Below are 21,777 nucleotides of genomic sequence, written 5' to 3'. Positions count from 1 at the left end.
GGCACCAATGTGCAGTGCATAGGTGCGGACTGGCCTGGATGCCCCTTCGCGGTTCCCGCATGCGGGAATCGCGACCGTGTTGTCGATCCGCGGCTAGCTGTTGATACAGCGGACGTGCGACGATCCAGTGTGGATGCGCGGTGTGGCCGCGAGCCGAGATCGCGGCCCCCCTTTTACTGAGCGATTCCTCCGCGGCGCTCCGTTTGGCTCCGGCTGAAGGTGAACTTTTGCAGGATACCGTCCTTGTCGAACATGATGACGAGCTGCTTTTTGTCGACGTCTGCACCATGCGAGAAGAGATTCACGATCGGAACGTAGCTCACTGCAGTTGGCGTTGCGTGTGCGTAGACATACGTCCAGACTTCGCGCCCACCGTCGGTGTATCCAACGGCCGACGGATCCCCGAAGGCGTCACGAACATCCTGTTTTGTGGTCTTGCCTTGGATCAGCTTCTGATCTAGGGACTCCCTCGTCGTCTCCTTCAGCTGTGTGTTACCGGCACTGGCACAACCGGCGAGGGTGCCGACCGCGAGCATGATTGCGAAAGCCGCGAATGTTTTTTTCATCGTGATTTCCTAACGGTATAGGTGTCGTCGATTGAGGTTCAGGTTGACGTTGTTGCATCCTGGTGACGGGTGTGAGTCTCTCCCGCCCCGGTCGTTCTGGTGGTGCAAATGAGGCTAATACTGATGCCCGTACAAGTCGCCATGATCATCCCGACTGCGATGGCGAGTAAGTCAAAACCGTGCAGGTGTACGTATAGTGCTCCCGCAAGCGTAAGCCATGCCGCCGCGCTAGCGACGAAGGCAATCTTTTTTCCGACGCCGATGGTCGACTTGGTTCTTGGCTCGTCTTGCGAGTTGATCCCGAAATGCACGGATAGCGGGATCGAGATTGCCGCCGCGCCGCCGATGAACCAGTTGGCATCGAGAAACGCGAATACTGGATAGCTGGTATGCAGGATCGCTGACAACTCGGGTTGCGCAAACACGAAATACTTCAATACAGCGAGGCACCCGACGGTGAGGGCGAGATCGAACGTGCGGGCATGACGCGACACCACGTATGCGGCAAGCGCAATTAGCTCGGCACAGACGACAAGCGCGACCACTCCGGAAACTTGGAGAAGGCCGGCCGCCGCTGCGGCGATCACCGTCGCTGACATCAGGCAAACACTCGCGAATCGCATACCCCGTATCCTTTTCGTTGGCGCGGTGATGACGGCATCGTCATCCACATTCATTCAGCTTAGGTGCGTTATACGCACCTGTCAATTTCTCCGCAATCAACTCGTTGACTAGTGGGCTGACGGCAGTTCTCCGCATGGCGCAAGAACTGCCAATTCTTCGTGGAATCGCTTCACGAGGTTGCTATTCCGACGTGGCACCGGGCGGTTGACGATATCCAACAACGTTTGATCGTCGCCGATAATGCAAAGCCGAACCTTGGCGCGGGATGCAGCGGTGTAGACGATGCCGCGGTGCATGAATGCCGGCCCGCCTGGTGTGCAGATGAAAAACACAATCTGATATTCCGATCCTTGCGCATAGTGAACCGTATTTGCGTAACTCAGATCGACGCTGTCGATCGTTGGTCCGTCGTTGCCGATCGGATAGCGAAGTGTCCGGCCGTCGTCGAGACTGAGAATCAGGTAGGTGATTTCGCTCCGGTCGGCGTTGTAATGGCACTCGTCAATGGTTCCGCTGTCGCCGTTCACGACGTACTCGTAGGTCTTGACGCCCAGATCGTCCTCGCTCTGAAGTATGTGCCCATTCTTCTTGACGACTATTCGATCTCCAACCCGCAGCTTGGTACTGAGAATAGCCTCCCCACCTGGGTTAAAGATCTCGCGCAGGTACTCGTTCAGGTACGTGCTATTCCACCCGGGCTCCGTGCGGGTGCCCTTTCGACGGGACGTCAGTAGGCAAACGTTCTCGATGCCGACGGATTGAACAGCGTTCTTGTACATGCGTGCGATGCCCGCGACGTTCTCAGGGGTGGGGGGTGGTAGCGAATGCGAAAAGCTTACGTCTGGTTTATCGACAAGATCGCATTGGCCGCCCCGGATCTGGTGGACAATCTCTTGTATTCCCCCGCCATTCCGGTGGGTTTTATCGAGTCGATGGTGATTGAACGGCAATTCAAGGGCATCGCGCAGTACTTGGCCCGGGCCGACGGACGGAAGTTGCTCTTCGTCGCCAAGCTTGATGATGTGACAATCCAGCGGAAGTGCTGCGAGTAGCCCACTTAAGAGGCTAATGTCTAGCATGGAGGTTTCGTCCATCACACAGACGCTGCATGGAAGGAGATTGTGTTCTGTGTACTCGAAGCCGCCCTGTCCATCGGTTCCTAACAGGTGGTTGACCGTGTAGGCACGCACGCCGAACGCCTTTAGCCGGGCGGACAAGTTCTTCGCCGCTTTTCCCGTGGGAGCACAGAATGCGGCCGCGCGGGCCGGCATCACGCGCAACATCATCTCCATCAGTGCCGTTTTGCCGCATCCTGGTCCGGCAGTCAGCGAGTGAAGGGTGCAGGCCGACGACAGCAGACCGGCCAGCGCCTGGCGTTGGGAATCGTCGAGCGTAATGCCAACCGTTCGTTCGGCGACGGCAATTTCTTGCGACAACCGATCGCCAGAGAGCGGGCTCAACGGTTGTGTATGTCCCGCGGCCCGTCTGGCCCAGGATCGGGCAACCGCGATCTCGGCGTTGCGAAGGTACGCGGGGTAGTAACACTCGCCATCGACAGCAATCGGGGCGCCGCTTGTGACAGCGGCCTCGATAGCTGCGAGGGGGTTCACGAGCGGGTCGATTCGGACAATCTTCGTTGCGAACTGTGTGCGTGACAGCCAACTGTGCCCTTCCTGTTCGCACCCTTCGTTCAGCGCGTATTCGGCCAGCGCGCTCAAGCGGCATGGCGCGTTCCTGCCAATTCCCACCTTGTAGGCGATTTTGTCGGCCAGCTTGAATCCGTATTGACGCACCTGTCCGATTAGTTTGTAAGGATCGGACGTGAACAGTTGCCACGCGTCATCGACCGGGTAGGTGCCCCTCTCGACCTGACCGGCAAGCCATGTCGCGATGTTCTTGAACGTCTTGATCCCGACCCCGTCGATGGCGAGGGTGATCGACAGCCGATGATAGATGCTGTCGGTAAGGTAGTCGGGGTGGATGGGTTGAACCCCCTGTCTTCCGGCGATCTCGGCAAACGGGACCGCTCCGGGGTTATTCAGGAGCAACTGATGCAGGTCCGCGAGACGGTCGTGCTCGAGGTAGTGCGCGACGACCTTTTGGGCGGTTTTGGGTCCGCAGTTTGTGAAATGGCGTTGAAGATGGCGCGCGATGGCCTCGGGATCCACCTGGACATGCGGCCGTGTCGTGACGACGTGAAAGCGGCTCCCGTACTTCGGATGGTGATCCCATTGACCGGTGAAGCGGTATTCGGAGCCTAATCGAAGGTCGACCAGGGCCTCGCCAACAAGGGGGAGTCGAGCGCCGTCAGAACTCACCGTCGCCCCGATGGCCCACGTCCGGCGGAAGACCTTTAGTTCTACCAGTTGGCCGGTAATCGAGTCCGCGTTTCGTTGCATTTCTGAAAAAGCGAGTCGGTCGTTAGAGTGATTATCCAAGCGCGTCCGCCGTTGCAGAAATGATTCCGGCGATACGCGCCTTGGAGTCACGGTCGGTTTGAGGCCGTGTTTTGAATGTCGGAAGGCGGTAACTGCTCAGGGGAACGGTATGTGTATCTGGAAGCGGAAGAAAAATGTTGCGGGGAGCGCGGGTAGCGGGGTTTCCGGCGTCGACGGTGCCCAGAAGACGGATCGTTGGGCTGAGATCAACCGCAGTCTCGATCGCGACACAGCGATTGGCCGGCGAAAGCGGCTTCTGCTCGCCGCGATTCTGGTAGCTCTCGGCGTCGTGATTGTGTTTCACAAGAGCTTGCGGCCGCTCTCGGTCGCGAGCGTGGCGGTCGGTGTGGAAGCGACGGCGCAGACGGTTGCGTCGCCGACGCATGCGGGATAGGTGGTTCTCTATTGGGCAGCGGGTGATCTTCACCCGACTGTTCAATAGAAAGGCGCCACGAAAGCGGGAGGCACATGAAAACGAGCCCTTCCGCTTCAGCAAGCTCGTCTCCGACTTATATGACGTCCGATTGGGCGGGGCCCGCGACGCAGCCGCATTGACCGGAATGGGTCTGGCGGTGCTCGCATCCTCGAAGACGGTTCCCGCGCTCGTGCCGTGGGTCCCTGCGCCAATAACGGACTGGATTCTGCCGGCGCTATTGGCGTTCAGTGGTGCGACCGTGTTGTCGGGTCGCTTTCTTGAATCGTGGTCGAGCTATTTTCTGCTGAAGAGTTCGATCAACGTGCCGTCGGATGATTCTCCAGCGAAGTCGCTGAAGGAAGGCCTACTCTTCGGTTATTCGACCGATAAAGGCGAACCGATCGTCATTCCGAACTCCGAGCTGTTTCGCCATGTGTGGATCGGCGGCATGAGTGGTGTCGGCAAGACGGTAGCAGGCTCGTATTTGATGCTCCAACAGATCCAGCGTGGTGGCGGCGTCATCTTTGTCGACGGCAAGCTCGACAAAGAGAACATTCTGTCGCTATATCGGTTTGCGTGCTGGGCGGGACGGGGTCACGAGTTCGACATCATCAACCCGGGTGATCCGACTCTATCGAATACATATAACCCGCTGGCGGATGGTGATGCAGACGAAAAGGCATCGCGTGTTTTGTCGCTGGTGCCGGTCAATCCGAACGCCGACTTCTACCGATCGGAGGCCCTTGATGCTCTGAAGACGCTCTTCTCGGCACTGGACAAAGCCGGAAAGCTCTACACCTTCCGCGACCTCGTCATTCTGTTGAACAACGGCGCCGCACTCGATGATCTTGTCGCAGAACTGGAGAAGAAAGGGCGCTCCGAAGAGCTCGATACGTTGCGGCTGTGGCTCAACAAGTACCGTCGGGCCGCGAATCCGATGGATCCGCTGGGCGGCCAGATCGACATTAACCGCCTTCGTCAGACGCTGGGCGGGATCGCCGGCAAGTTGTCGCTTTTTGCGGCGGACAAGTTTGGTCAGGTGATGAACTCCTATGCGCCTGATGTCAGGTTGTACGAGAGCATCAGGAAGGGGCGAATCACCTATGTCGCACTGCCGACCATGGCGAAGGGCGAAACGTCCAACGCGTTCGGCAAGATGTTCGTCGCCGATATCAAAACCGCTTGCGCGTGGCTGCAACTCGCGCCGGAAGATCGTCCTACCATTCCATTCTTAGTATTCCTTGATGAAGCAAGATCATATTTGGAAGAGCACTGGGGCACCCTCTTTGAACAGGCTCGGAGCGCCGGTCTTTTCCTCATGCCGGCGATGCAAACGCTGCCAACTCGCTCTGAAGAGAAGGACATGATGGAACGTGTGAGCGGCAACGCGACCACAAAGATGATCTTCCGCGTCGGATCGCAGAACACAGCGGAAGAATGTGCTGAGCTCATTGGCTACACGAAGAAGGTGCTCAAGTCGATGAGCACGTCGGATAGCAAGAGCAAGTCAGCGGAGTGGCTAAAGGCGACGCCGGGATTCAACAGCGGGGATTCGGCCAGCGAGAGTTATGGCGAGCGGCAGACTGAGGACTACATCGTCACGCCGGACCAGCTGAAGAAGTTGGACAAGGGCGAGTGTGTGGTGCTGTATGAGGGCAAGAAGGTCTTCAATATCCGTGTGCCGATGGTGAACCTCGACAAGCGATTCGTCCGAGAGACTGGCGCAACTGCGAAAGATATCAGGTTGGTTCGTCGCCGAATCGATCCACATGCAGAGCGACGTGCCTACCGCTTAAACGACAAGGTCGACGATCTTTTGGCGCGGGAAGCCGCGACGGTCGCGGCACGCGCGGCGAATGCGAAGAAGGGAACCTCCAAGGGCGCGGCACGGGGGAACATGGATGACGACGACGCGCAGGCAGCCTAAGGCGGTGTTAGGGTCCGATTTAGCGGAGACGAGGGGCAAGAATGTCATGGGGTACGGTGATTCTATGCGGACTGTTGATACTGATCATTCCACCGCTGAGGCAGATAGCGGCGGCGATCCTTTCGCATTTGCTGACGCCAGCGGGGATTGCGCTTATCTCGACGTCGGCGAAATGGATCTTGTACTTGGTGAAGAAGATCTTCCTGTGGCATCAGATTTTGCTGCGAAATTTGCTGAAGCCACGCAGAGTGGTGTATCGGACACTGGAGGACGAAAGCGACGAGCAGTGAAGCCTGAAGGGGTGACGGGCCTCTTTGTCACCGAGGAGGATTTCGAGCCTGGTGAAGAGCGCGAGGCGTTTTTGTTGATCCACAATCATTTTCAGGTGCTGTTTTCGAACAACTTCCGTGCCGCAGAGAAGCACAAAGCGATCGAGTTCTTCTTCTGTCATGGTGATCGCGAGATGTCGTTGCGCGATGCCGTTGGTGCGATTTCTGCATCCATTCGAATCGACGTGGTCCGGCTTCGGCTTGTTTACGAAATGTGGTTACGAAAGTTTAGGCTTGGCGGTCCGATTGGTTTCGAGTCGGTCGTCGGGTGCCCGGAGAAGGTTCGGGCGAACGCTGCGTATCTCGCCGGGGACGTGGGCGGGTGCTTGGTTGAGGTTGCGTGGTATCAGCCAGGGATCACCGTTGGTGAGGTATTCGAGCGCGCGGCCGAGATGATCGACTCGGCTGACGTGAAAGAGCTGCCGTGGGCTCTTGATCGTTTGATCGAGCAACACATCGTTTCTGTCGTCGTGGGGACCCACAGCAACGACCTGGAGCGCTTCTTGTGGGTCACAGGTCGTAATCCTGTCCTCGAGCTCGAGGAGCGTGCGCGAGGGAACTTTCAGCGGGTGCGTGAAGGGAACTTCACCTGGTCACGCCTGTTTTGATAAGGAATGGCGGCGATGGTCGGCGCCGCGAAACGCGCGGCCTGCGGCGTTGTCTGGCGGGCGCCATACCAGACCGCTCCGCGTAGCCTCTTTGCCCCACTCGCGCGGCCTAACACTGCGGATCCGCTGTTCTGGCGCCGTTGGGAATTGCGCCGAGGTGATGGGGCGGGCGGCCGGCCCGCATCGGGTCGGCCGCGAATATGATTCATCCCGTTGATGAACGCACGACTGCAGCGCGGCCGGCGCTACATAGTATATTTGCGGCAGATTATCTTCGACGTCGCGCCGTTACGGGGCGCGGAGTCTACTCGCCACGAGGGAGATCTGCATTGTTGAAATACTCAATTGTTGCAGCACTTACACTGGCGACTTCTACTGTTGTTGCGTTCGAAGTCGACGGCGTTCGGTCGGGTATGTCGGAAAGTCAATTATCGATACTGGCGAGCCGAAGAGGACTGGAGCTATGGTCCTACAATGCGGACTTCCTGGCCGCAGGCAATCGCAAAAATCGAACGATTGCCGCTCTCTTCGGTATGTGCAAGATGATGGGTGTCGTTTCATTCTCGCGGCCCCTTCGCTCCACGGAGAGTTTCGATGCGGCCGCCGCTATCGGGCGATCCCACTGGGGGAAGGCTGCTGTCTCTGCCGACGGGATCTCGTTCGAGCGTCCGGGCAATGGGGGTGCACTCCCTCCCCGTGCACTCGAGTGGGTGGATGGATCGACAGTGATTCGCTTGATACGGGAAAAGCCCGAGGTTCTAAACCACGGAGCCGGCGGGGGCTGGTGGCTCTACATTGATACCGCGCTTGCCTCGGCTTCGTCGTGCAGTCCATCCTTTTGACATCGGCTTTTCGTGGGATGTGCCTGGCGCAGTCGTTCCCGTCTCTTCATCGATCGTCTTGCCATTGGTTCCCGCGGTGGACATGGTGCTTCCGAACGATTGACGGGTGCTAATTTGCTCGAGAGTCGATTCTCTGGGGCCGGCACAACCCTTCTCGGTTCGGAAGCCACCAGCCGCGATCTGTAGATCGCTTGGGCACGGTGCAAGCTGTCTGGCAGGCGTGATCCATCATGTGGATCGCAGATTCCAAAAAGACAAAACCCCGCATCGCGGGGTTCTGCTTCCGGCTAACCGGGCCGGACGGGCTATGTGTCGTCACCAACAGGAGAGACGTATGTGCCGATATCGTCAACAGGCTTCGTAACGGTTTCGGCGATTTCAGTATAGAACTCTCGTTTCGATTATTCAACAGGCAATTTGATGGATTTTCTCGGTACGTCGCCTGGGAAATTGCGCGTCGTCTTCGATGGCAAGCGTCGTCAGGGAGCGCTGCGCTGGCTCGCCGTGCGTGCCACTTCGGAAAACCCCCGGCTCCCATCGGGAGCCGGGTATATCGCGTCTACGACGCTGGATATCGCGGCTGACGCCGCGGGATATTGCGCTTCGCGCAGTATATGGCGCTGGCGCGCCGTATATGCCGCCTTCGGCGGCAGTAAATCGCGCTGCGCGCGAAAACCCGTGGACTCCGATGCGTCGCACGTGCGGCCGTGGTCGAGGAGAGTCGTCCGTTCCCGAAGTGTTTCCTTATCTGACGGATAGTCTTCTCTCGAATGGTCGCTTGTTTCTTGACCTGATACCACGCCCATCACTCTGCGACGTCCTGACGGACCCTGTATTCGATCGCGAATCTGGAGCGACGCCGTGCGCTTTCTATGACCACGGCAAGCCCAATGGATAGTTGTCTGCACTCGACTGCACCGGTGTCGGGGCCGCAGATTCATCCCCTACGGCGGATCCGACTCACAAGCCATTCTACTGCGTCCAGCGGCATCGTCCAGAGCACGACTCCAACGGCAAGTAGCGATGAGATGACGAATACCGCGGCCGCGAGTAGCGAGTCCGTTCGGCCGAAGATCCACGCCATCATGCAAGCGATGGCAACAAGCAGCAGGAACAAGCCGAAGGTGAGTGCGCCCGCGTGGTTACAGACGAACAGTCCAAAGCCGTGTGTGCGTGAGCAGTACGAATATCCGAGTATGGCGCTGCCCGTCCATAGCACTATGAACGCAACAAGCAGACTGAAACCGGTGATTTGTTCGGAGTGTGGCTCGCACCATTCGGCGACGGCACGACACATCGTGCCGGTACAGAAGTGGTGCCGCAGGCGATCGATCAGCGTCCGCTTCTTCGCTCGATTGTTTGAGTCCATTGCTGAAGTGTCTTCATCGGTCGCAGTTAGTTTTGCGACGGTACCTTCGGTGCCGTCGGAATTGTGCGGGTGAGGAGTATCTTGTGATCACCTTCCGAGATCGCACTTTTCCTCTATTCAGTAGGAACCAGGCAGGGGTGACGAAACCCTTGATCGGGCTCCTCCCTTAGCTCGGCATAGGGCCGCAACAGCTGGTACTGCACCGACTTTGGTACCACCTTGATATACAGGTCGTAGCATTCACCGTCGGCTGCGAACGCCTCCATCAAACTGTCTGACGAGCAATGCTCTGCCTTCGCCGCGAGTGCCCGGTCGATCGCATCACGCAACGCCACGAGATCCTCCCTCGTCCCTACGATGTATGCGTCATCGTGCTCATGTTCCTGTGCGTAGACATGGAGTGTCATCTGCTTTTCCGACCCGTTAGCCAGCACGAATGCCACGCTTGAAGTAGCCCATCCAATAGGCCGCCGCGACAAAGCAACCTACGCCTATAACAGCCAACAGGGCGTCGGTCGCGGCGTCGCTCAGGTGAAGGATTTCTTGAATGCTCACGGCGATTCCTTATAAAAGCTAGATGTCGTCCGGCGTTCGATGCGCAGCCTGTCCACCTCGCTCCGACACATTAATCCGCAGTGCCGTCGTCACTTGGATTCGTTCCTGCCGGATGATTCCCCCATGCGGGATGTGCCACGCGTCACCCTGCCCGCGCAATCCGTAGGAAGCGCCCGATCGTGCTCGAGATTACCCGCTGCCCTTTCGGCGAAGCGGCTTCAGTCGGCTGATTGCTCACGCCAAAAAGGTCATCGAACGTGCGCAGCCCACCATTGCGAAACAGCGCCGCGATCGTCTCAAGGGTCGCCTCTCGGAGCGGCACGGGCATCCGCGCGAATTCCACACAATGCAATGCATGGAGGCGGGCGTGGATGTCTGGAGGTGCCACGATCTGTGCAATACCGAGGCAACGATCGATGGTGCATATATTGACCCATCCGGTATTCACCATCTGATTCAAGGCGGCGACGATGATCTCCTTGTCGAGCTCGCAAATGCTATGTTGTACGTGATGATCTTCTGAAGTCATACGGCACCATTCCATGTTGTCTCGGATGCCCACACGGGCCTCCCGTATCCTCTCACCGGATCCCGTCACCGCAGGTTGGTACTGCCTTCACGTCTCCCGTGGGTTGAGGTGCGGTCTCCAGATAGTCGGCCACGTCGGGGTACTGATGCTCCATCAGCCACAGCACGTACGCGACGCATACGAGCGACCACGCCGCGAACCCCACGCCAACGGAAATGAGCCACGCAGAACCTTGCTTGTCGAAGTCGTGAAGAAGTCGCTCAACGATGGTCAGACCGACGTGGTTACGCACCGCGAGTAGCAGCCCGAATACGGTGAACGCGGCCGCGAGTACTCCGGACGCTACCGCCTGCGTCGCGGTCCACTTCACTGCACGCGTCCAAACACCTACGTCCGGAATCGAATCTTTTTGCTTCGCGCGTCCGAGCGCGTCAGCGGCGAAGTCGAGCCCGGCCTGACGAAGTGCGGTCCACGTTCGCGCGGAGCGGGTCATGGATGCACCACATCAAAGGTGAGCTTTTCCGGGAAGTGCCCTTCGTCATGATCGTGCCCGTAGTGACGACCGAAAGCTGGATCTTCGATGCTGGGCGACGGGTACTGCTCGTCCACCTCCTTCAGGACCGCGTCAAGGACCTTGTTGAATGCGGCGAAGTCGCCCGAATTGAGGCTGACCTCGTACGTCGATGACAGCGACGTCCATTCGCGTACAAGAGGTGTCCATGCCGGAAACCGCCGGCACACCTCGCCGAGGCGCGGGCCGAATGCTGGAATCGCACGCAGCACGCGTTGGCACCGGCCGAAGTCCTCTGCGTCACGTGGGACGTCGGTATCTTCGATCCCGTCACCCATCAGCGCGGCGACGAGCGTTTCCGAGCTGACGCCGGTGTCGCCTGAACGCAGCCATGCTGCGACCTGTCGTTTCAGTTTGAGATTGCTCATCGTTGTCCTCCGATCGATCGCTCACCATTCTGTCATCGGAGTGCGCGAAGCAGAAATCGGAAGTTCCTGCATTCGAAGCGAATCCTGGTCAGGTGCATCTGCAGGGCTTCGAGAGTCGACGATCAGCCACATGGTCGCGCGGCGCCATGTCGATTCTTTTAACCCCCTCGCGCGTAGATCGACTTTCGCGTCCTGACGGGTGGGGCGCCATTCCACGTCCCACGTTGTATTTCCGACCGCAATGTTCTTGTGCGACGCTTCGTGCGCACTATTTCTTGATCCGGCGGTCGTCGGCTACGGTTAACCCCGGACGCCGCAATCGCTTCTCTCAAAGGAGCTCGACTATGAATCACACCTTCTATACGGGAAAGGATCTCGTCGGCAAGGAAGATACCCCGTTTTACCGGTCCATCGTGGACGGAGGACTCTCCGTGTGCAAGGTTTGCGGGCTCGGCGAGAGTTGCCTCACGACCGAGTGTCCAGGTATGAACGCATGTGGCGACATAGCCGATGCGGTCTATGCAGGACGGCTCGACTTCCTCGACGGCCAATGGCAACAGAAAGCCAATCCGACGAATCAGATGTGGCAACGGTGGAAGGGGCTGCGCGAAGAAAATAGCGCAACGCAGGCACGATAAATCTCATGGGAAAAACGGAGAATTGCAATGGCTACTGATCGCGACGCATTTGATCGCATGTGGATCACGCCGGCCGTCCAGTTGGCGCATCGCATGCTGAAGGAGCACGCAGCTGGCCCGGCGTTCGACGGGGAACCGTTCATGGGGACGTCGACTCTCGTTTGGGAAGGTATTTCGCTGATCGCGTGTTCCTGCTTCTACCACACGGTCCTCTTCTTTAGCGGGAAAAACGGGTGTGTGACCTGCTTGATATTTTCGCGTGACGAAGGCGGGATGGTGCCGTGGTGCGGAGGTCTACCCGATCCCGATTACATCGAGAAGGCTGCCCGGATTCCGGAGGTATCGTTTTCCGATCTCTGGGCCCGAACGAGCGCGCACCTAGCTGATGTCCAAGCCGCGACGACCTAAGCGTCCGCTTTAGACCTACAAGCCCTCCTCGAGGGCTTTTTTCTTTCCCCCTCCCGGTTCTCCGTTCCACCCGTGTCGGTGCATTCCCCAGCGCTATGCCCACTGCGGCTTGCTTGCCGCACGGCCGACCAGCGCCGCTACTCACTTCCTCGAGGAGGGACGCGTGCGCCGCATCGGCTGGAAACCATGCCCGTCACTTTCGGGCAGCCACCAGGAGAATCGAAGTGATTGAACTCAAAAAGAACCACCTCAAGGCCGCACTGCTTCTGGCCCCGACGAAGGACGTCCGCTATTACCTGAATGGCGTCCATCTCGAGTTCACGGCGTCCGGGGATATGCATATCGTGTCGACGAATGGACACTCCATGTTTTGCGGTGTCGTCCCGGCCAAGGACGTACGTTGGACCGGGCCGGAAAAATGCGGTCCGCTCTCCATGATCATTCCCGGCGACACCGTGAAGTCTGCAATCAAGGGCGCACGGCCGGAAACCGTTGTACTCGCTCCCATCCTCGACGGCCGGTACACATTGGGCGACGTGCTATTCGCTCCGGTGGATGGCCGCTTCCCGGATTGGAGACGGGACGTTTACCGAAATGGCGAAAGAGCGCCGGCGCAGTTCGAACACGCTCATCTCGCAACCGCAGAGGCTGCCCTGCGCACCTGGCACCAGCTGCCCAGCATGCACCCCGAACTTTGCCCCAACGGCGATTCTGCAGCAACCATGTGCGGAAACGACGGAACCGCGTTCGCGATCATCATGCCCATCAGGGATGCCGCCGTCGCCAGAGCCACTCCTTTCACGCCGGCACCATTCGATGCCGTCGCGGAAGCGGCATGACGTCCACCGAGCCGGCCGTAATTCCGGGAGGAAATGATGATCGTCGTGAATGTGATGCTCGTACTGGACTGCCCAGCATGTAAGGGCGCCGACGCCGTGAACGAACTCCTGCGCGATCGACAGCGCAGCTTCAATCCCGAGTCGTGTCTGCTTGACTACGCCATCTGCTCGCCCGCCGTGCAGGTCGAAGACGATGACGCGGACACCTCTTGCTACGTCGAAGGCGAGGCATTTCGCTCACTGTAGGCAAACAACTGGGGCACGGAGCCTCTCTGACACAGGGGCCTCGTTTATCGTTACGCGCGTGCGCTTGGCCCGCTAGTTCCGGGCCAAGTGCCGCCCGCTCCCGATCCATCAGCCCTCCTCGGAGGGCTTTTTTCTTGTCGGATCGCCGTCGGATAGCGCGTTAGCCCGCCTATGCTTCTCTTCGAGACAGAAAGATCGCCTCAAGCGTCGCACGAGCTCCTTCAGGACGGATTGCGAGACCCCAATCGCGAATGAAATAGGTCGCGCCAACCTTCTCTATCGTGACGCCAGCCTGCTCCTGGGCTTGCTTGATCATTCGGGTCACCGTGTGCTTGTCAAGGCCGACCGCTGCCGAAATTTGGACAAGTGTGTGGGTAATGTCAGGCGAGTCAAGCGCGCCGAGTACTGCGAGCATCCGCCGGAGATCTCGCTTTGGGTAAATGCAGGCGTTCCCGGTGGATTCACTCTCCTCGTCGCTGGCTATTCTCCGGGCACCTGGCTTTTTTGTCGCAGTCATGCCGGTCGCTTCGTCGGACAGGATACCTTTCGTTGTCCGGACTCGCTTGCTGCGCTTTGCTTCGCGCCCCGAGGTCTCGTCGCTGGAAGCAGCCACAGTTGTGCCCGTGCCACGATCCGTCGACATGGCCTTGTTCGCCGCTTTCCGTGATGCTGCTTTCTCGGTGGCCATCCCAGCCCGTCCCCTTACTTGTTCAATGGCGGAATTATACGAGCAAACGAAACTCGCTCCGGACGACGCAGTGCTGCAGATGCCGAGGCTTTACGCTCTCGTTGGGGCGTCCATATAGATCGATCGCCTCCGCCCCACCTCAAGGTTCAATGACACCGGACCACCGCGGTTGTCGACGACCAACACCCCCTTATTGCACGCCAGCCACAGAAGACTGTCGACACTCGCCACTCGCTCGCCTGCAGCTTCGGCGAGCGGGTAGCAGAGTGCCATACAGGCGTCGAAGCGGACCTTCGCTGACACTCGCGACTCATCGGCGAGGCCGGCCAGACGAACCAGCCATCGATCGGGCTTTACCACGGCCGCCCCAAGATTCTTCGCGAGTTGATACTTCGTGATGTTACCCACCCAGTCGAGTGAGCCACACCATTCGAGCAAGGCTTCGCTGCTTCCTGTCGCTCTCACCTCTTCGAACCGCGCGAAGTTTGCGTCGCGATCGCCCCAGATGCGGTCGATCGCGGAAGCCTTAGAACGAAAGCCGAATGCGTCGCAAGCAGACCCGCCATTCGAGATCGCCTCCCAGATCCGGGCGGCCAAGGTCCTTGCCGCCTGCGCGGAGCGGCCGGCGCACAGAACGATCCAGACGATTTCTCCAGCCAGTTGCTCGGCACTCTCCGGTGCCACGACGTTCTGCGACCACGTCCATATCTTCGGCGCATCGGCATCGTGTTTGAGAAGCCACTCCCGCATTTGGAGATAGAGGTCCACGGAGACACGTGTATCCGGTGATGGGATTGCGACCATGTCATTTCCAGTTCGATTTCCGGGGAATGGGGCGCGAAGCGACCTCCATCGGCCGTTAGCTATCCGAGAGGCAAGCATGATGCTCGCCATCGAAAAGACCGCCGGCTGATTTCACACGCTCCTCGACGATCGCCTCCATTTCGCGGATTTCCGGCAGGCGAGAGCCCGACTGTCCTGTGCGCTGGAATCGCTGGCTGAACGAGACACGCATTTTGCCCGGCGCGATCCCTTCCAACTCAACGCGGATCATGTCCCGATGCGTCGCTCGGATAAGGCAATCAAGCGCCCCGTTATCACGGGCGCTCATACGCCCGTACCACGTCACCAACACACGTTCTTCGGCCGACCAATCCACGCGCTCCGGCTTGACTACTGCATCGCCTTGACCACCCAACACCTCGTCAAGCACGCGAGCCGTCGTGTGCCCGAGCGCGGAGCACTGGCCTGCCGAGCTGAGAAGCGAGTTCGCTATCGGCGCGGCGCGGGCCAGACAGCTGGCCGTCGGTACCTGATGGTCTTCGTACTCTTCCCCGACAAACGCGAGGGTCATGCGGCCCGGCGCCACGCCTGCGACTTCAAGCGCAAGTCCCAAGCGCCGGCAAAGCAAATGCAGGACGGACAGATCTGGACGATCCCAGTTCGCAAGCGCCGCGGACCACGTCACCATCACCTCGTCGGTCGATTCCCAATTGACTCTCGAAGGCTTGATTGGCGCATCCTTCAAATGCCCGGCAGCTGCATGCAAGATTCCGGCAACCGACGCTCCCAACTCCGAGCACTCACGAGAGGTGTGTTCCTCAATCCATCGCGCAGCGGTCTGACGCAACATGTGAAGCCTCCCAATATTCGACGGTCCTTGTCCAAATTCAGGCAATTGTGCCAACCGTCCATCCGATCGCAGAAACGAAAATTGCGGCCCCACCTGCAATCGCGGGAGAGCGGCACGTCAACGCCGCTTCTGGGTCACCGAACGCGGTGCGGGCACCGGCGAGATGGTTTTGTCGCCCACGGCAAACCCCGGGATGGCATCGCTCGGAATCGTTAAGGATCGGAGGTCAGCACGCCCCAATCAGCGCGGGCATCTCGAACTCCTGAGTCCAGAAGTTCAGCTTTGGCCATGCCTCGACTCCAACACGCGGTCGAATTGCGCAGAATCCTGCGTGCGCCAGGCCGTGGACGCCCACATACATCCGGCACTGGAGCGACAAACGTATCGCAGCGCCCTCGCCCTCGTACTCGTCATCCCGGACAATTTCGACATCCGGCAAACCCAGCGCGACACCCGCGGACCAGGCCCACGCCGTTGCCTCTGGGTCTGAGCATTGGATGGCAGCCCGGTAAAGCGGGTCATCGGGATGTGCAGCGGTCTTTTGTACGATCTCCAGCATATGTCGCTGACCGGTGTACAGGTTCCCATCCATCAATGCACGGAAACAACTTGGCGTAATGGCGAGATGGCCAGCTTCATGCAACAAGCTCGACACCCGGCACTTCGGATCAATAGCAAGGGTCCCTCTATCAATTCTGCAGCCCTCAACAAAGCCGGTTGCGCCAACCTCATACCTCGACACGATTCCGATCTCGTTGAGGAACGTAACGACTCGGTTACGCGTGAGCGGCGTATCAACCTGATAGGCCATGGGATTTCCCTTCTTCGGCTTGGACACCACAGTCACTTCCTCCGCGCTAGCACCACGTCAAGCATTGCTGTCTTATGATCCGTTCCCCTCGGCTCATCCAGCCGGGCTCAATACCCTTGGCCTTCGCTGCGGCTGTCGGTATTCTTTGCACGCGGTAGGGTTACTTAATGAGGGTAACCCATACTCATCCAAAGGTGCATTTACTGGAAGGCGGCTCTGGATTGCGGCACAAGGTCACTCTTCCGAGGCACGACGCTGGCTGCCTCCACCGCTTCGTCGCGAAAATTGCTTACGCGTGGGCGCCGATGCGATCCCGCAGGGCGAGACCGGCGGCCGTTGCGTGCCAGCGGCCCTGCTCGTCCCGTGCCGCAAACCCCGCGCGATATAGCGCTGTCATCGTGTCCACGTTGCAGATCCGCCTGCCGTTCACAATGATCGTCGAGCCAGCGCCGGGCTCGGCTACCCACCCCTGCGACAGCCAGAGCATCACTCGGGCCTGCGCGGCGGTCAGTTTCGGGGAGATCGGTGCCGTCACTGGCGTCTCCTTTGAGAATTTGTCCAATGTCGCCTCACTTGAATCGACAGGTTAAGTCGACCATCATTCCTCAATGCGGAAGTTCAGCTAGTCTGTTTAGAGCTGGTGCGTTTTCTGGCGTCTGTTTGATGGCAAATCAAGGCTCGCAGCCAGGCTCGCCGCAACACAACGGGCCGACAAACAACGGAACACAAGTTAATCTCGCCACAGGCCCAAGCCTCTGCCGTCCGTTGAGCGTTGCCAAGGCAACATGACCTTGGCAACGAGCACTCCAGACTGCTCGCGTCTAACTCGTACGGATCCCCCAGCCGGAACCCGCGCCCATGTCTCGGTTGACACCATGCCAAGCTTGCGCAGCTTGGTCACCGTGATTCGGAGCGTACCGTCCACGAAATCGGAGGGACTCATAGCGGCATAGCGAATTGCTGCCGCTTCCAATTCTGGATGCAATTCGCGTGGTGTTTGGATCAGATGTTCAGCCATCTTGGTCTACCTCAAAGTACAACGCTGCGCCGCATATACCAAGATTCGTTATTCTGCTCAATCCAGGTATTCGAATTCGATCCGGGTCACTATCGTATCGAGGGAGCAGCCTCGATGCGACCCGATGAAGAATTCAACGAATTCGCCCGGCCACCTCAACGTCGGATGCTCCCCGAATCCTTCTTTTACACACTCCTCGAGGCCATAATTGATGTCGGCTGTCATCGCCGACAAGGGCTCACGCCTAGCGCTTAAAACCCGAATCGTCGCGAGCGGTACAACTTTCTCGCCAGCCTTCAGCCCCATGCCTTTCTCTACACCGCGCAGTAGTTCGCCGGCCTTTAGCTTCTCCCAGCCAACACGGCGCGTGACCGTCTTCGTGCGCCCCCGGATCTGATGCTGCGTCAACATGAAGCTGATATTCCTCATGGCTTTTCCTGTTCACCCGAATGCATGGTCAGTAGCTGCGCGGCCGCAGTTCGCCCAGCATCCGTAATCCAGTAGTAGGTTAAGTATTCGGCCGCCGCGATGACGAGCCGGCGGCTCGATGCATAGCCGCGCCTGACCAGGACACGACCGCTATCTCTCTCAAGAGCGACCCCGGGCGCCTTGCCTGCAATCTCGATCACCTCAATCCTGGCCCGATCAAACACGACGAACCATTCCGGCGCACCGTTGACGTAGAACATCTCCGACTCGATTTCCCCCGTGTCCACGCGGGCGAGAAGCCGCAAACAGTCATCGACGGCTAAAGTGTATGCAGCCATAGCGCCTTCTCCAGTTTCAGCCTTCCTATTCGTGGAATGCGGGTCGCGCTGAGCAAGCGGGGCAGCGCCAGCCCTTCGCGTGACGCCACGTTCGGCCATGTTCTACTCATCGAGCTCGTTGTCACGGAGCACGCATTCCTCAAACTTCTGACACCGGGAATTCCTCATGCCTCTTTCCATCGAGGAGACGCCCCGCGGCCTTCTTACCCGCGCGATGCATCATCGCCCAGCCGTCACCACTTGAAGCTCCGCGCGGATATGCCGATGCGTCGTGGCCCCCGTGGACGACCCTCCCGTCTCGTGCAATCGCAACGGTCTTGAATCGGCCCGCACCAAAATCACCAGAGCCCGGCGCCCATTCCCCGTGTTGTTTGAAGAAGTAAGCAATACCGCGAGGCTCCGCGAAATCTCGCGCCGCTCGGTGCCAATCTGGATGATGCGGCCGCGCCTTCGGGCCACTTTCGCCGCCGCTAATGAGTTGCTTCAAGAACTCCCACCCAGCCCAGTCCACCGGACCGAGCGCCGGCTCGTAGCTGACGAAGGTGCCCCAGCCAGCTGCTGCTACCCGTTGCATATCCGGTCGACGTAAGTCAGCTTGTTCCTGATTCTCTGCAGTGCAGCCGATGAAAACGTTGGGGTGCGGCCAGTACCTCGAACGCCCACCGCGGGGGCCGTCCGGCGGAAAAATCCCATCCGCAAGGAGCCTCGCCGGTACGCGATTCTTTCCCCAGCGATAGGCAGCGGCGGCGACGAGCTCGCGAAAGTGGCAGTCATGAAGGAGGGACGCAATACGAGCGGTCCGCTTCGTGAGCACCATGAATGTGTGCGGACCGCTGCGCATGTTGCCCGATACGCCGGACCGATCGTCTCCGTCGGCAAGGAGCGATGACCCGGTTGTTGAGTCTCCCTCCTTCCTGCGATTGAACTGACCCATGGCGCCTGCTACCGCCATCACGCCGAACATCTCGGCAATCTGCTCGTCCGACAGCTTTTCGTGCGCGATATCACCCATGCTGCTCACGAACCAGCGCCCGGGCTTTCGCACGATCAGAGGCTTCACGAGGTCGGCCTCGCTAAAGTTGACTTGCCCAGTGAATTTTGCCTTGCCCCCGATACGCACTGCGACGCCGCGGTATTTGTCCTGCCCCATCGCTTCCAGCCGAACTGCCAACGGCGGTACGTAGCAATTTGCGCACGCGGGACTGACCGGGTCGCAGCCCACCACGAGGGTCCATGTGTGATCGCACCATTCGATCTTGCTGTCTAGACTCACAACTCCTCCCGGTAGGTACTCGAATCCAATGCGCGACACCTGAGCGGTTGCAAGCGCGCCCCGTGTAGCGCCGCAACGGGGCTATTTGACGTCAAACAGGCTCTCCTGTATCTGCCCTGTCGCTTCCGGCAACGGGTGACTTGTTGCCGCGATTTGTTTCTTCCCGGCCCTCTCCAGGTAACGTTTGACAAGCCGCTGAAGATTCGCAGATCCGTCGTCGATCTGCTGCGTCCCAAGGTAGGGGTCCACAATATTTCGTGCCTCGCTCGCCTTGATGCCAAGCACATCCATGATCGGCGGATCGCTTCCCTCTTCAGATACTAGGAAGAATGCCGTAACGGGATCCTGTTGCCCTTCGCGGTCGAGCCGCCAAATGACCTGCTGGTGAATGCCGGGCGACCAGTCGAGCTCTCCGAACACTGCAACAGAACAACGATGCTGCAGATCGTCTATTCCGGCGCCCGATCGCAACGACATGATCAGTGCGTCGGTATCACCCGACATGAACCGTTCCTTTTCCGTGTTCTTGCGGCCCGAAGACTCGCTGCCGGTGTACATCGCGGGCCGCAAATCCTTCAGTTCCTCGAGCCATATGTCGTAGACGGCGCGGTGCCAACCCAACAACAAGACGGGCTCACCAGCCTCAACCATCAAGCGCACGAATTGAGCGACCGATTTTGCCTTGGACAGGCCTGTCGCTTGCCGCACCATCATGTCGAGTTCACGGACCGCTTGCCCACGCTCGACAAACGTGCCTGTCGTAGCGCGGATCGCGAGCTTGCGCGCCAGGTCTTCGATCGATTGAACGGCCTTCGCGTCGTAGTCGACGTACTCCACGATCCGCGAGACCTTCGGTAGTTCAAGCCCGACATCGGATTTCAATCGCCGCAGCAGGACATGTTGCTCGCGCAGGTGCGTGCCGAGTGCTTTCGGGTCAGTGATCCGACCGTCCCGATCGACCCACTCGCGCACGAAGTCCTCGTACGAGCCGAGCACCGTGTCGTCAATGAACTGCATGACGTTCCACATCTCAGCTCCATAGTTGTATATCGGCGTCGCGGTCAGCCCGAGGTGGTAGATCGTGTGCTCATAAAGTACCTTCGCGGCTGCGCCCTTCGCCGTTGAGGTACCGGTTCGCAAGCTTTGCGGTTCGTCGATGATCGCCGCCTTGAAAAAGTCGGTGGCAAAGATATCGGACCATCCCGCGATCTGGCTGATTCGAAAGATGTAGACGTCGGCCTGCGGCAACTCGTACGGCTTGCCGTCCTTGAGTATGGGCTTCGCCGTCTCGATGACGTGGACCCTCAGGTAGGTAAATGCCTGGATCTTGTCGCGCCACTGGGTTTGCATATGTGAATCGCACACCACCGCGGCGGGAAGCGCGCCCGGCTCCGCGCACAGGAAGCCCGCCGCGGTGTAGGTCTTGCCGAGACCGCCCTCGTCTCCAAGTAGCAGCGAGCGGCGGCGGCGCAGCAGTTCGATTGCCTGCTGTTGATACTGCCGAATCTCCTCTCCGTCGCGCAAGCCGATGATGGGGGGTGGCACGTAGCCCGGTAGAAGAATGCGCTCGATCTCGGCCTGCTGCACGTCGAAGAGCAGCTTGCCGCTGGCGAGCGCCGCCCGATCGGCGTCGGACATCCTTAACGGATATCGTGCGAGAAACCAGTCGAGATCCGCGGCGACCATCAGGTCTCGGGGAAGCGTGAATGGCCCAGGCGATTGCTTCGGTACGCGCGGGAAAAGTTGCTTGAAGCGAATCGCAACATGCGGCTCCAGCCGGGATATCTCCCAGGCGGCCCCGTCGTTGATCAGAGCGAGTTCGCCGAACGTCCGCATCAGATCCACCCTCGGCTAAGAGACGCCGCATAGACCGGCTTCCCGTTGATCTCAGGGGGCAATCCCATCACGCTGTTCGACGCGAGCACGATCGCCTTGACGTCCGGGTGCGATGCATAGCGCTCCAGCTGCCGATATACGTCGATCTTTCGCGATTTGCCGCGAAGCTTACACTCCACCACCACGCTCCCGGCAACCAGGAAATCCGGAATGTCACTTGCGGTAAGACGGGCTTCGCGCTCGAAGGAAATCCCGTTCTCCCGAAATGCGCTCTCCACATCCACCTGAAGGTGCTTCTCCGTCGAAAGGTCGAACTGACAGCGCAGTAACAGCCGGATGACGTCGTGCGCCACGCTGATGCCAGACTCAGATCTTGAGGTGTTCTCTTCCATGGATAGAATTCCCTACAGAAAAGATGAGGTCACCCCAAAACAGGAGCAACAACGCAGGCTTGCATCGCCGGAGGTTTCGACTGCCGG

At 59.1% G+C, this 21,777-nt stretch carries 26 protein-coding genes; 7 read left to right on the top strand and 19 right to left on the bottom strand.

The window, feature by feature from the left end; all coding sequences use genetic code 11:
• Window positions 1-173 precede the first annotated feature (173 nt).
• From MBR110_RS29975 to MBR110_RS29965, 3 genes are all read right to left on the bottom strand, one after another.
• Window positions 174-566, bottom strand: coding sequence for an outer membrane protein assembly factor BamE (locus MBR110_RS29975; RefSeq protein ID WP_181709954.1), 393 nt, complete (start codon window positions 564-566; stop codon window positions 174-176).
• Window positions 567-604: 38 nt separating this feature from the next.
• Window positions 605-1,189: a hypothetical protein gene (locus MBR110_RS29970; protein ID WP_181709953.1), complete on the bottom strand. Its 585-nt coding sequence runs from the start codon at window positions 1,187-1,189 to the stop codon at window positions 605-607.
• A 108-nt stretch (window positions 1,190-1,297) separates the two neighbouring features.
• Window positions 1,298-3,628 carry an ATP-dependent DNA helicase gene (locus tag MBR110_RS29965; protein WP_181709952.1) on the bottom strand — a complete coding sequence of 777 codons (2,331 nt, stop codon included), beginning with the start codon at window positions 3,626-3,628 and terminating at the stop codon, window positions 1,298-1,300.
• 109 nt (window positions 3,629-3,737) lie between these two features.
• On the opposite strand from MBR110_RS29965, the gene MBR110_RS29960 reads away from it, so the two are divergent.
• Genes MBR110_RS29960 through MBR110_RS29950 form a run of 3 tightly spaced genes read left to right on the top strand, consistent with a single transcriptional unit; the run spans window position 3,738 to window position 6,907 of the window.
• Window positions 3,738-4,022, top strand: coding sequence for a hypothetical protein (locus tag MBR110_RS29960; protein WP_181709951.1), 285 nt, complete (start codon window positions 3,738-3,740; stop codon window positions 4,020-4,022).
• A 22-nt stretch (window positions 4,023-4,044) separates the two neighbouring features.
• On the top strand, window positions 4,045-5,970 hold the full coding sequence (locus MBR110_RS29955; protein WP_258570039.1) for a type IV secretory system conjugative DNA transfer family protein: 1,926 nt from the start codon (window positions 4,045-4,047) through the stop codon (window positions 5,968-5,970).
• Window positions 5,945-6,907 carry a hypothetical protein gene (locus MBR110_RS29950; RefSeq protein WP_220138112.1) on the top strand — a complete coding sequence of 321 codons (963 nt, stop codon included), beginning with the start codon at window positions 5,945-5,947 and terminating at the stop codon, window positions 6,905-6,907. The genes MBR110_RS29955 and MBR110_RS29950 overlap by 26 nt, the downstream gene beginning before the upstream one ends.
• 1,779 nt (window positions 6,908-8,686) lie before the next feature.
• On the opposite strand, the gene MBR110_RS29945 is transcribed toward MBR110_RS29950, so the two are convergent.
• From MBR110_RS29945 to MBR110_RS29925, 6 genes are all read right to left on the bottom strand, one after another.
• Window positions 8,687-9,118 (bottom strand): hypothetical protein, encoded by a 432-nt coding sequence (locus tag MBR110_RS29945; protein WP_181709948.1) that lies wholly within the window; start codon window positions 9,116-9,118, stop codon window positions 8,687-8,689.
• A 113-nt stretch (window positions 9,119-9,231) separates the two neighbouring features.
• Window positions 9,232-9,525, bottom strand: a complete 294-nt coding sequence (locus MBR110_RS29940) for a hypothetical protein (protein WP_181709947.1) — start codon at window positions 9,523-9,525, stop codon at window positions 9,232-9,234.
• A gap of 16 nt (window positions 9,526-9,541) precedes the next feature.
• The gene (locus tag MBR110_RS32430; RefSeq protein ID WP_258570038.1) at window positions 9,542-9,673 is read right to left on the bottom strand and encodes a hypothetical protein; all 132 of its coding nucleotides are present in this window, start codon (window positions 9,671-9,673) and stop codon (window positions 9,542-9,544) included.
• Window positions 9,674-9,815: 142 nt separating this feature from the next.
• On the bottom strand, window positions 9,816-10,202 hold the full coding sequence (locus MBR110_RS29935) for a hypothetical protein (RefSeq protein WP_181709946.1): 387 nt from the start codon (window positions 10,200-10,202) through the stop codon (window positions 9,816-9,818).
• A 52-nt stretch (window positions 10,203-10,254) separates the two neighbouring features.
• Window positions 10,255-10,695 (bottom strand): hypothetical protein, encoded by a 441-nt coding sequence (locus MBR110_RS29930; protein WP_181709945.1) that lies wholly within the window; start codon window positions 10,693-10,695, stop codon window positions 10,255-10,257.
• Entirely contained in the window at window positions 10,692-11,141 is a 450-nt protein-coding gene (locus tag MBR110_RS29925; RefSeq protein ID WP_181709944.1) for a hypothetical protein, read from the bottom strand. The genes MBR110_RS29930 and MBR110_RS29925 overlap by 4 nt, the downstream gene beginning before the upstream one ends.
• 344 nt (window positions 11,142-11,485) lie before the next feature.
• Here MBR110_RS29925 and MBR110_RS29920 point away from each other — a divergent pair, with 344 nt between their 5' ends.
• The 4 genes from MBR110_RS29920 (at window position 11,486) to MBR110_RS29905 (ending at window position 13,272) form a co-directional block, all read left to right on the top strand.
• Window positions 11,486-11,779 carry a hypothetical protein gene (locus MBR110_RS29920; protein ID WP_181709943.1) on the top strand — a complete coding sequence of 98 codons (294 nt, stop codon included), beginning with the start codon at window positions 11,486-11,488 and terminating at the stop codon, window positions 11,777-11,779.
• A gap of 27 nt (window positions 11,780-11,806) precedes the next feature.
• Entirely contained in the window at window positions 11,807-12,187 is a 381-nt protein-coding gene (locus tag MBR110_RS29915; protein WP_181709942.1) for a hypothetical protein, read from the top strand.
• Between the two features lie 224 nt (window positions 12,188-12,411).
• A complete protein-coding gene (locus MBR110_RS29910) occupies window positions 12,412-13,026 on the top strand; it encodes a hypothetical protein (protein WP_181709941.1) in 615 nt (204 codons plus the stop codon).
• Between the two features lie 33 nt (window positions 13,027-13,059).
• Entirely contained in the window at window positions 13,060-13,272 is a 213-nt protein-coding gene (locus tag MBR110_RS29905) for a hypothetical protein (RefSeq protein WP_181709940.1), read from the top strand.
• 169 nt (window positions 13,273-13,441) lie between these two features.
• Here MBR110_RS29905 and MBR110_RS32425 read toward each other — a convergent pair whose 3' ends face one another.
• The 10 genes from MBR110_RS32425 to MBR110_RS29855 all read right to left on the bottom strand — a co-directional run bounded on the left by MBR110_RS32425 (window position 13,442) and on the right by MBR110_RS29855 (window position 21,690).
• On the bottom strand, window positions 13,442-13,960 hold the full coding sequence (locus MBR110_RS32425; RefSeq protein WP_258570037.1) for a hypothetical protein: 519 nt from the start codon (window positions 13,958-13,960) through the stop codon (window positions 13,442-13,444).
• Window positions 13,961-14,050: 90 nt separating this feature from the next.
• Entirely contained in the window at window positions 14,051-14,728 is a 678-nt protein-coding gene (locus tag MBR110_RS29895; protein ID WP_181709939.1) for a hypothetical protein, read from the bottom strand.
• Between the two features lie 91 nt (window positions 14,729-14,819).
• Window positions 14,820-15,593, bottom strand: coding sequence for a hypothetical protein (locus MBR110_RS29890; RefSeq protein ID WP_181709938.1), 774 nt, complete (start codon window positions 15,591-15,593; stop codon window positions 14,820-14,822).
• Between the two features lie 226 nt (window positions 15,594-15,819).
• Complete coding sequence (locus tag MBR110_RS29885; RefSeq protein ID WP_181709937.1) at window positions 15,820-16,404, bottom strand: hypothetical protein; 585 nt, start codon at window positions 16,402-16,404, stop codon at window positions 15,820-15,822.
• Between the two features lie 289 nt (window positions 16,405-16,693).
• Window positions 16,694-16,939, bottom strand: a complete 246-nt coding sequence (locus MBR110_RS29880; protein ID WP_258570036.1) for a hypothetical protein — start codon at window positions 16,937-16,939, stop codon at window positions 16,694-16,696.
• A 540-nt stretch (window positions 16,940-17,479) separates the two neighbouring features.
• Window positions 17,480-17,851: a hypothetical protein gene (locus MBR110_RS29875; protein WP_181709936.1), complete on the bottom strand. Its 372-nt coding sequence runs from the start codon at window positions 17,849-17,851 to the stop codon at window positions 17,480-17,482.
• Window positions 17,848-18,189: a hypothetical protein gene (locus MBR110_RS29870; RefSeq protein WP_181709935.1), complete on the bottom strand. Its 342-nt coding sequence runs from the start codon at window positions 18,187-18,189 to the stop codon at window positions 17,848-17,850. The genes MBR110_RS29875 and MBR110_RS29870 overlap by 4 nt, the downstream gene beginning before the upstream one ends.
• A gap of 139 nt (window positions 18,190-18,328) precedes the next feature.
• Complete coding sequence (locus MBR110_RS29865; protein WP_258570035.1) at window positions 18,329-19,462, bottom strand: phage Gp37/Gp68 family protein; 1,134 nt, start codon at window positions 19,460-19,462, stop codon at window positions 18,329-18,331.
• 81 nt (window positions 19,463-19,543) lie between these two features.
• Entirely contained in the window at window positions 19,544-21,298 is a 1,755-nt protein-coding gene (locus MBR110_RS29860) for an SNF2-related protein (protein ID WP_181709934.1), read from the bottom strand.
• Window positions 21,298-21,690, bottom strand: coding sequence for a hypothetical protein (locus MBR110_RS29855; RefSeq protein ID WP_181709933.1), 393 nt, complete (start codon window positions 21,688-21,690; stop codon window positions 21,298-21,300). The genes MBR110_RS29860 and MBR110_RS29855 overlap by 1 nt, the downstream gene beginning before the upstream one ends.
• Between the last annotated feature and the right edge of the window lie 87 nt (window positions 21,691-21,777).

The organism is Burkholderia sp. MBR-1 (assembly GCF_013822785.1).
GTDB lineage: Bacteria > Pseudomonadota > Gammaproteobacteria > Burkholderiales > Burkholderiaceae > Burkholderia > Burkholderia vietnamiensis.
This window is presented reverse-complemented; position numbering and strand designations above follow the sequence as displayed.

Excerpts from the sequence above, each read along its gene's own strand:
- MBR110_RS29960 (WP_181709951.1), top strand. The coding sequence starts at position 3,738 with ATGTGTATCTGGAAGCGGAAGAAAAATGTTGCGGGGAGCGCGGGTAGC.
- MBR110_RS29975 (WP_181709954.1), bottom strand. The coding sequence starts at position 566 with ATGAAAAAAACATTCGCGGCTTTCGCAATCATGCTCGCGGTCGGCACC.
- MBR110_RS29950 (WP_220138112.1), top strand. The coding sequence starts at position 5,945 with ATGACGACGACGCGCAGGCAGCCTAAGGCGGTGTTAGGGTCCGATTTA.
- MBR110_RS29970 (WP_181709953.1), bottom strand. The coding sequence starts at position 1,189 with ATGCGATTCGCGAGTGTTTGCCTGATGTCAGCGACGGTGATCGCCGCA.
- MBR110_RS29940 (WP_181709947.1), bottom strand. The coding sequence starts at position 9,525 with ATGACACTCCATGTCTACGCACAGGAACATGAGCACGATGACGCATAC.
- MBR110_RS29860 (WP_181709934.1), bottom strand. The coding sequence starts at position 21,298 with ATGCGGACGTTCGGCGAACTCGCTCTGATCAACGACGGGGCCGCCTGG.
- MBR110_RS32425 (WP_258570037.1), bottom strand. The coding sequence starts at position 13,960 with ATGGCCACCGAGAAAGCAGCATCACGGAAAGCGGCGAACAAGGCCATG.
- MBR110_RS29870 (WP_181709935.1), bottom strand. The coding sequence starts at position 18,189 with ATGGCTGCATACACTTTAGCCGTCGATGACTGTTTGCGGCTTCTCGCC.
- MBR110_RS29890 (WP_181709938.1), bottom strand. The coding sequence starts at position 15,593 with ATGTTGCGTCAGACCGCTGCGCGATGGATTGAGGAACACACCTCTCGT.
- MBR110_RS29945 (WP_181709948.1), bottom strand. The coding sequence starts at position 9,118 with ATGGACTCAAACAATCGAGCGAAGAAGCGGACGCTGATCGATCGCCTG.
- MBR110_RS29925 (WP_181709944.1), bottom strand. The coding sequence starts at position 11,141 with ATGAGCAATCTCAAACTGAAACGACAGGTCGCAGCATGGCTGCGTTCA.
- MBR110_RS29885 (WP_181709937.1), bottom strand. The coding sequence starts at position 16,404 with ATGGCCTATCAGGTTGATACGCCGCTCACGCGTAACCGAGTCGTTACG.
- MBR110_RS29875 (WP_181709936.1), bottom strand. The coding sequence starts at position 17,851 with ATGAGGAATATCAGCTTCATGTTGACGCAGCATCAGATCCGGGGGCGC.
- MBR110_RS29915 (WP_181709942.1), top strand. The coding sequence starts at position 11,807 with ATGGCTACTGATCGCGACGCATTTGATCGCATGTGGATCACGCCGGCC.
- MBR110_RS29935 (WP_181709946.1), bottom strand. The coding sequence starts at position 10,202 with ATGACTTCAGAAGATCATCACGTACAACATAGCATTTGCGAGCTCGAC.
- MBR110_RS29855 (WP_181709933.1), bottom strand. The coding sequence starts at position 21,690 with ATGGAAGAGAACACCTCAAGATCTGAGTCTGGCATCAGCGTGGCGCAC.
- MBR110_RS29920 (WP_181709943.1), top strand. The coding sequence starts at position 11,486 with ATGAATCACACCTTCTATACGGGAAAGGATCTCGTCGGCAAGGAAGAT.
- MBR110_RS29905 (WP_181709940.1), top strand. The coding sequence starts at position 13,060 with ATGATGATCGTCGTGAATGTGATGCTCGTACTGGACTGCCCAGCATGT.
- MBR110_RS29930 (WP_181709945.1), bottom strand. The coding sequence starts at position 10,695 with ATGACCCGCTCCGCGCGAACGTGGACCGCACTTCGTCAGGCCGGGCTC.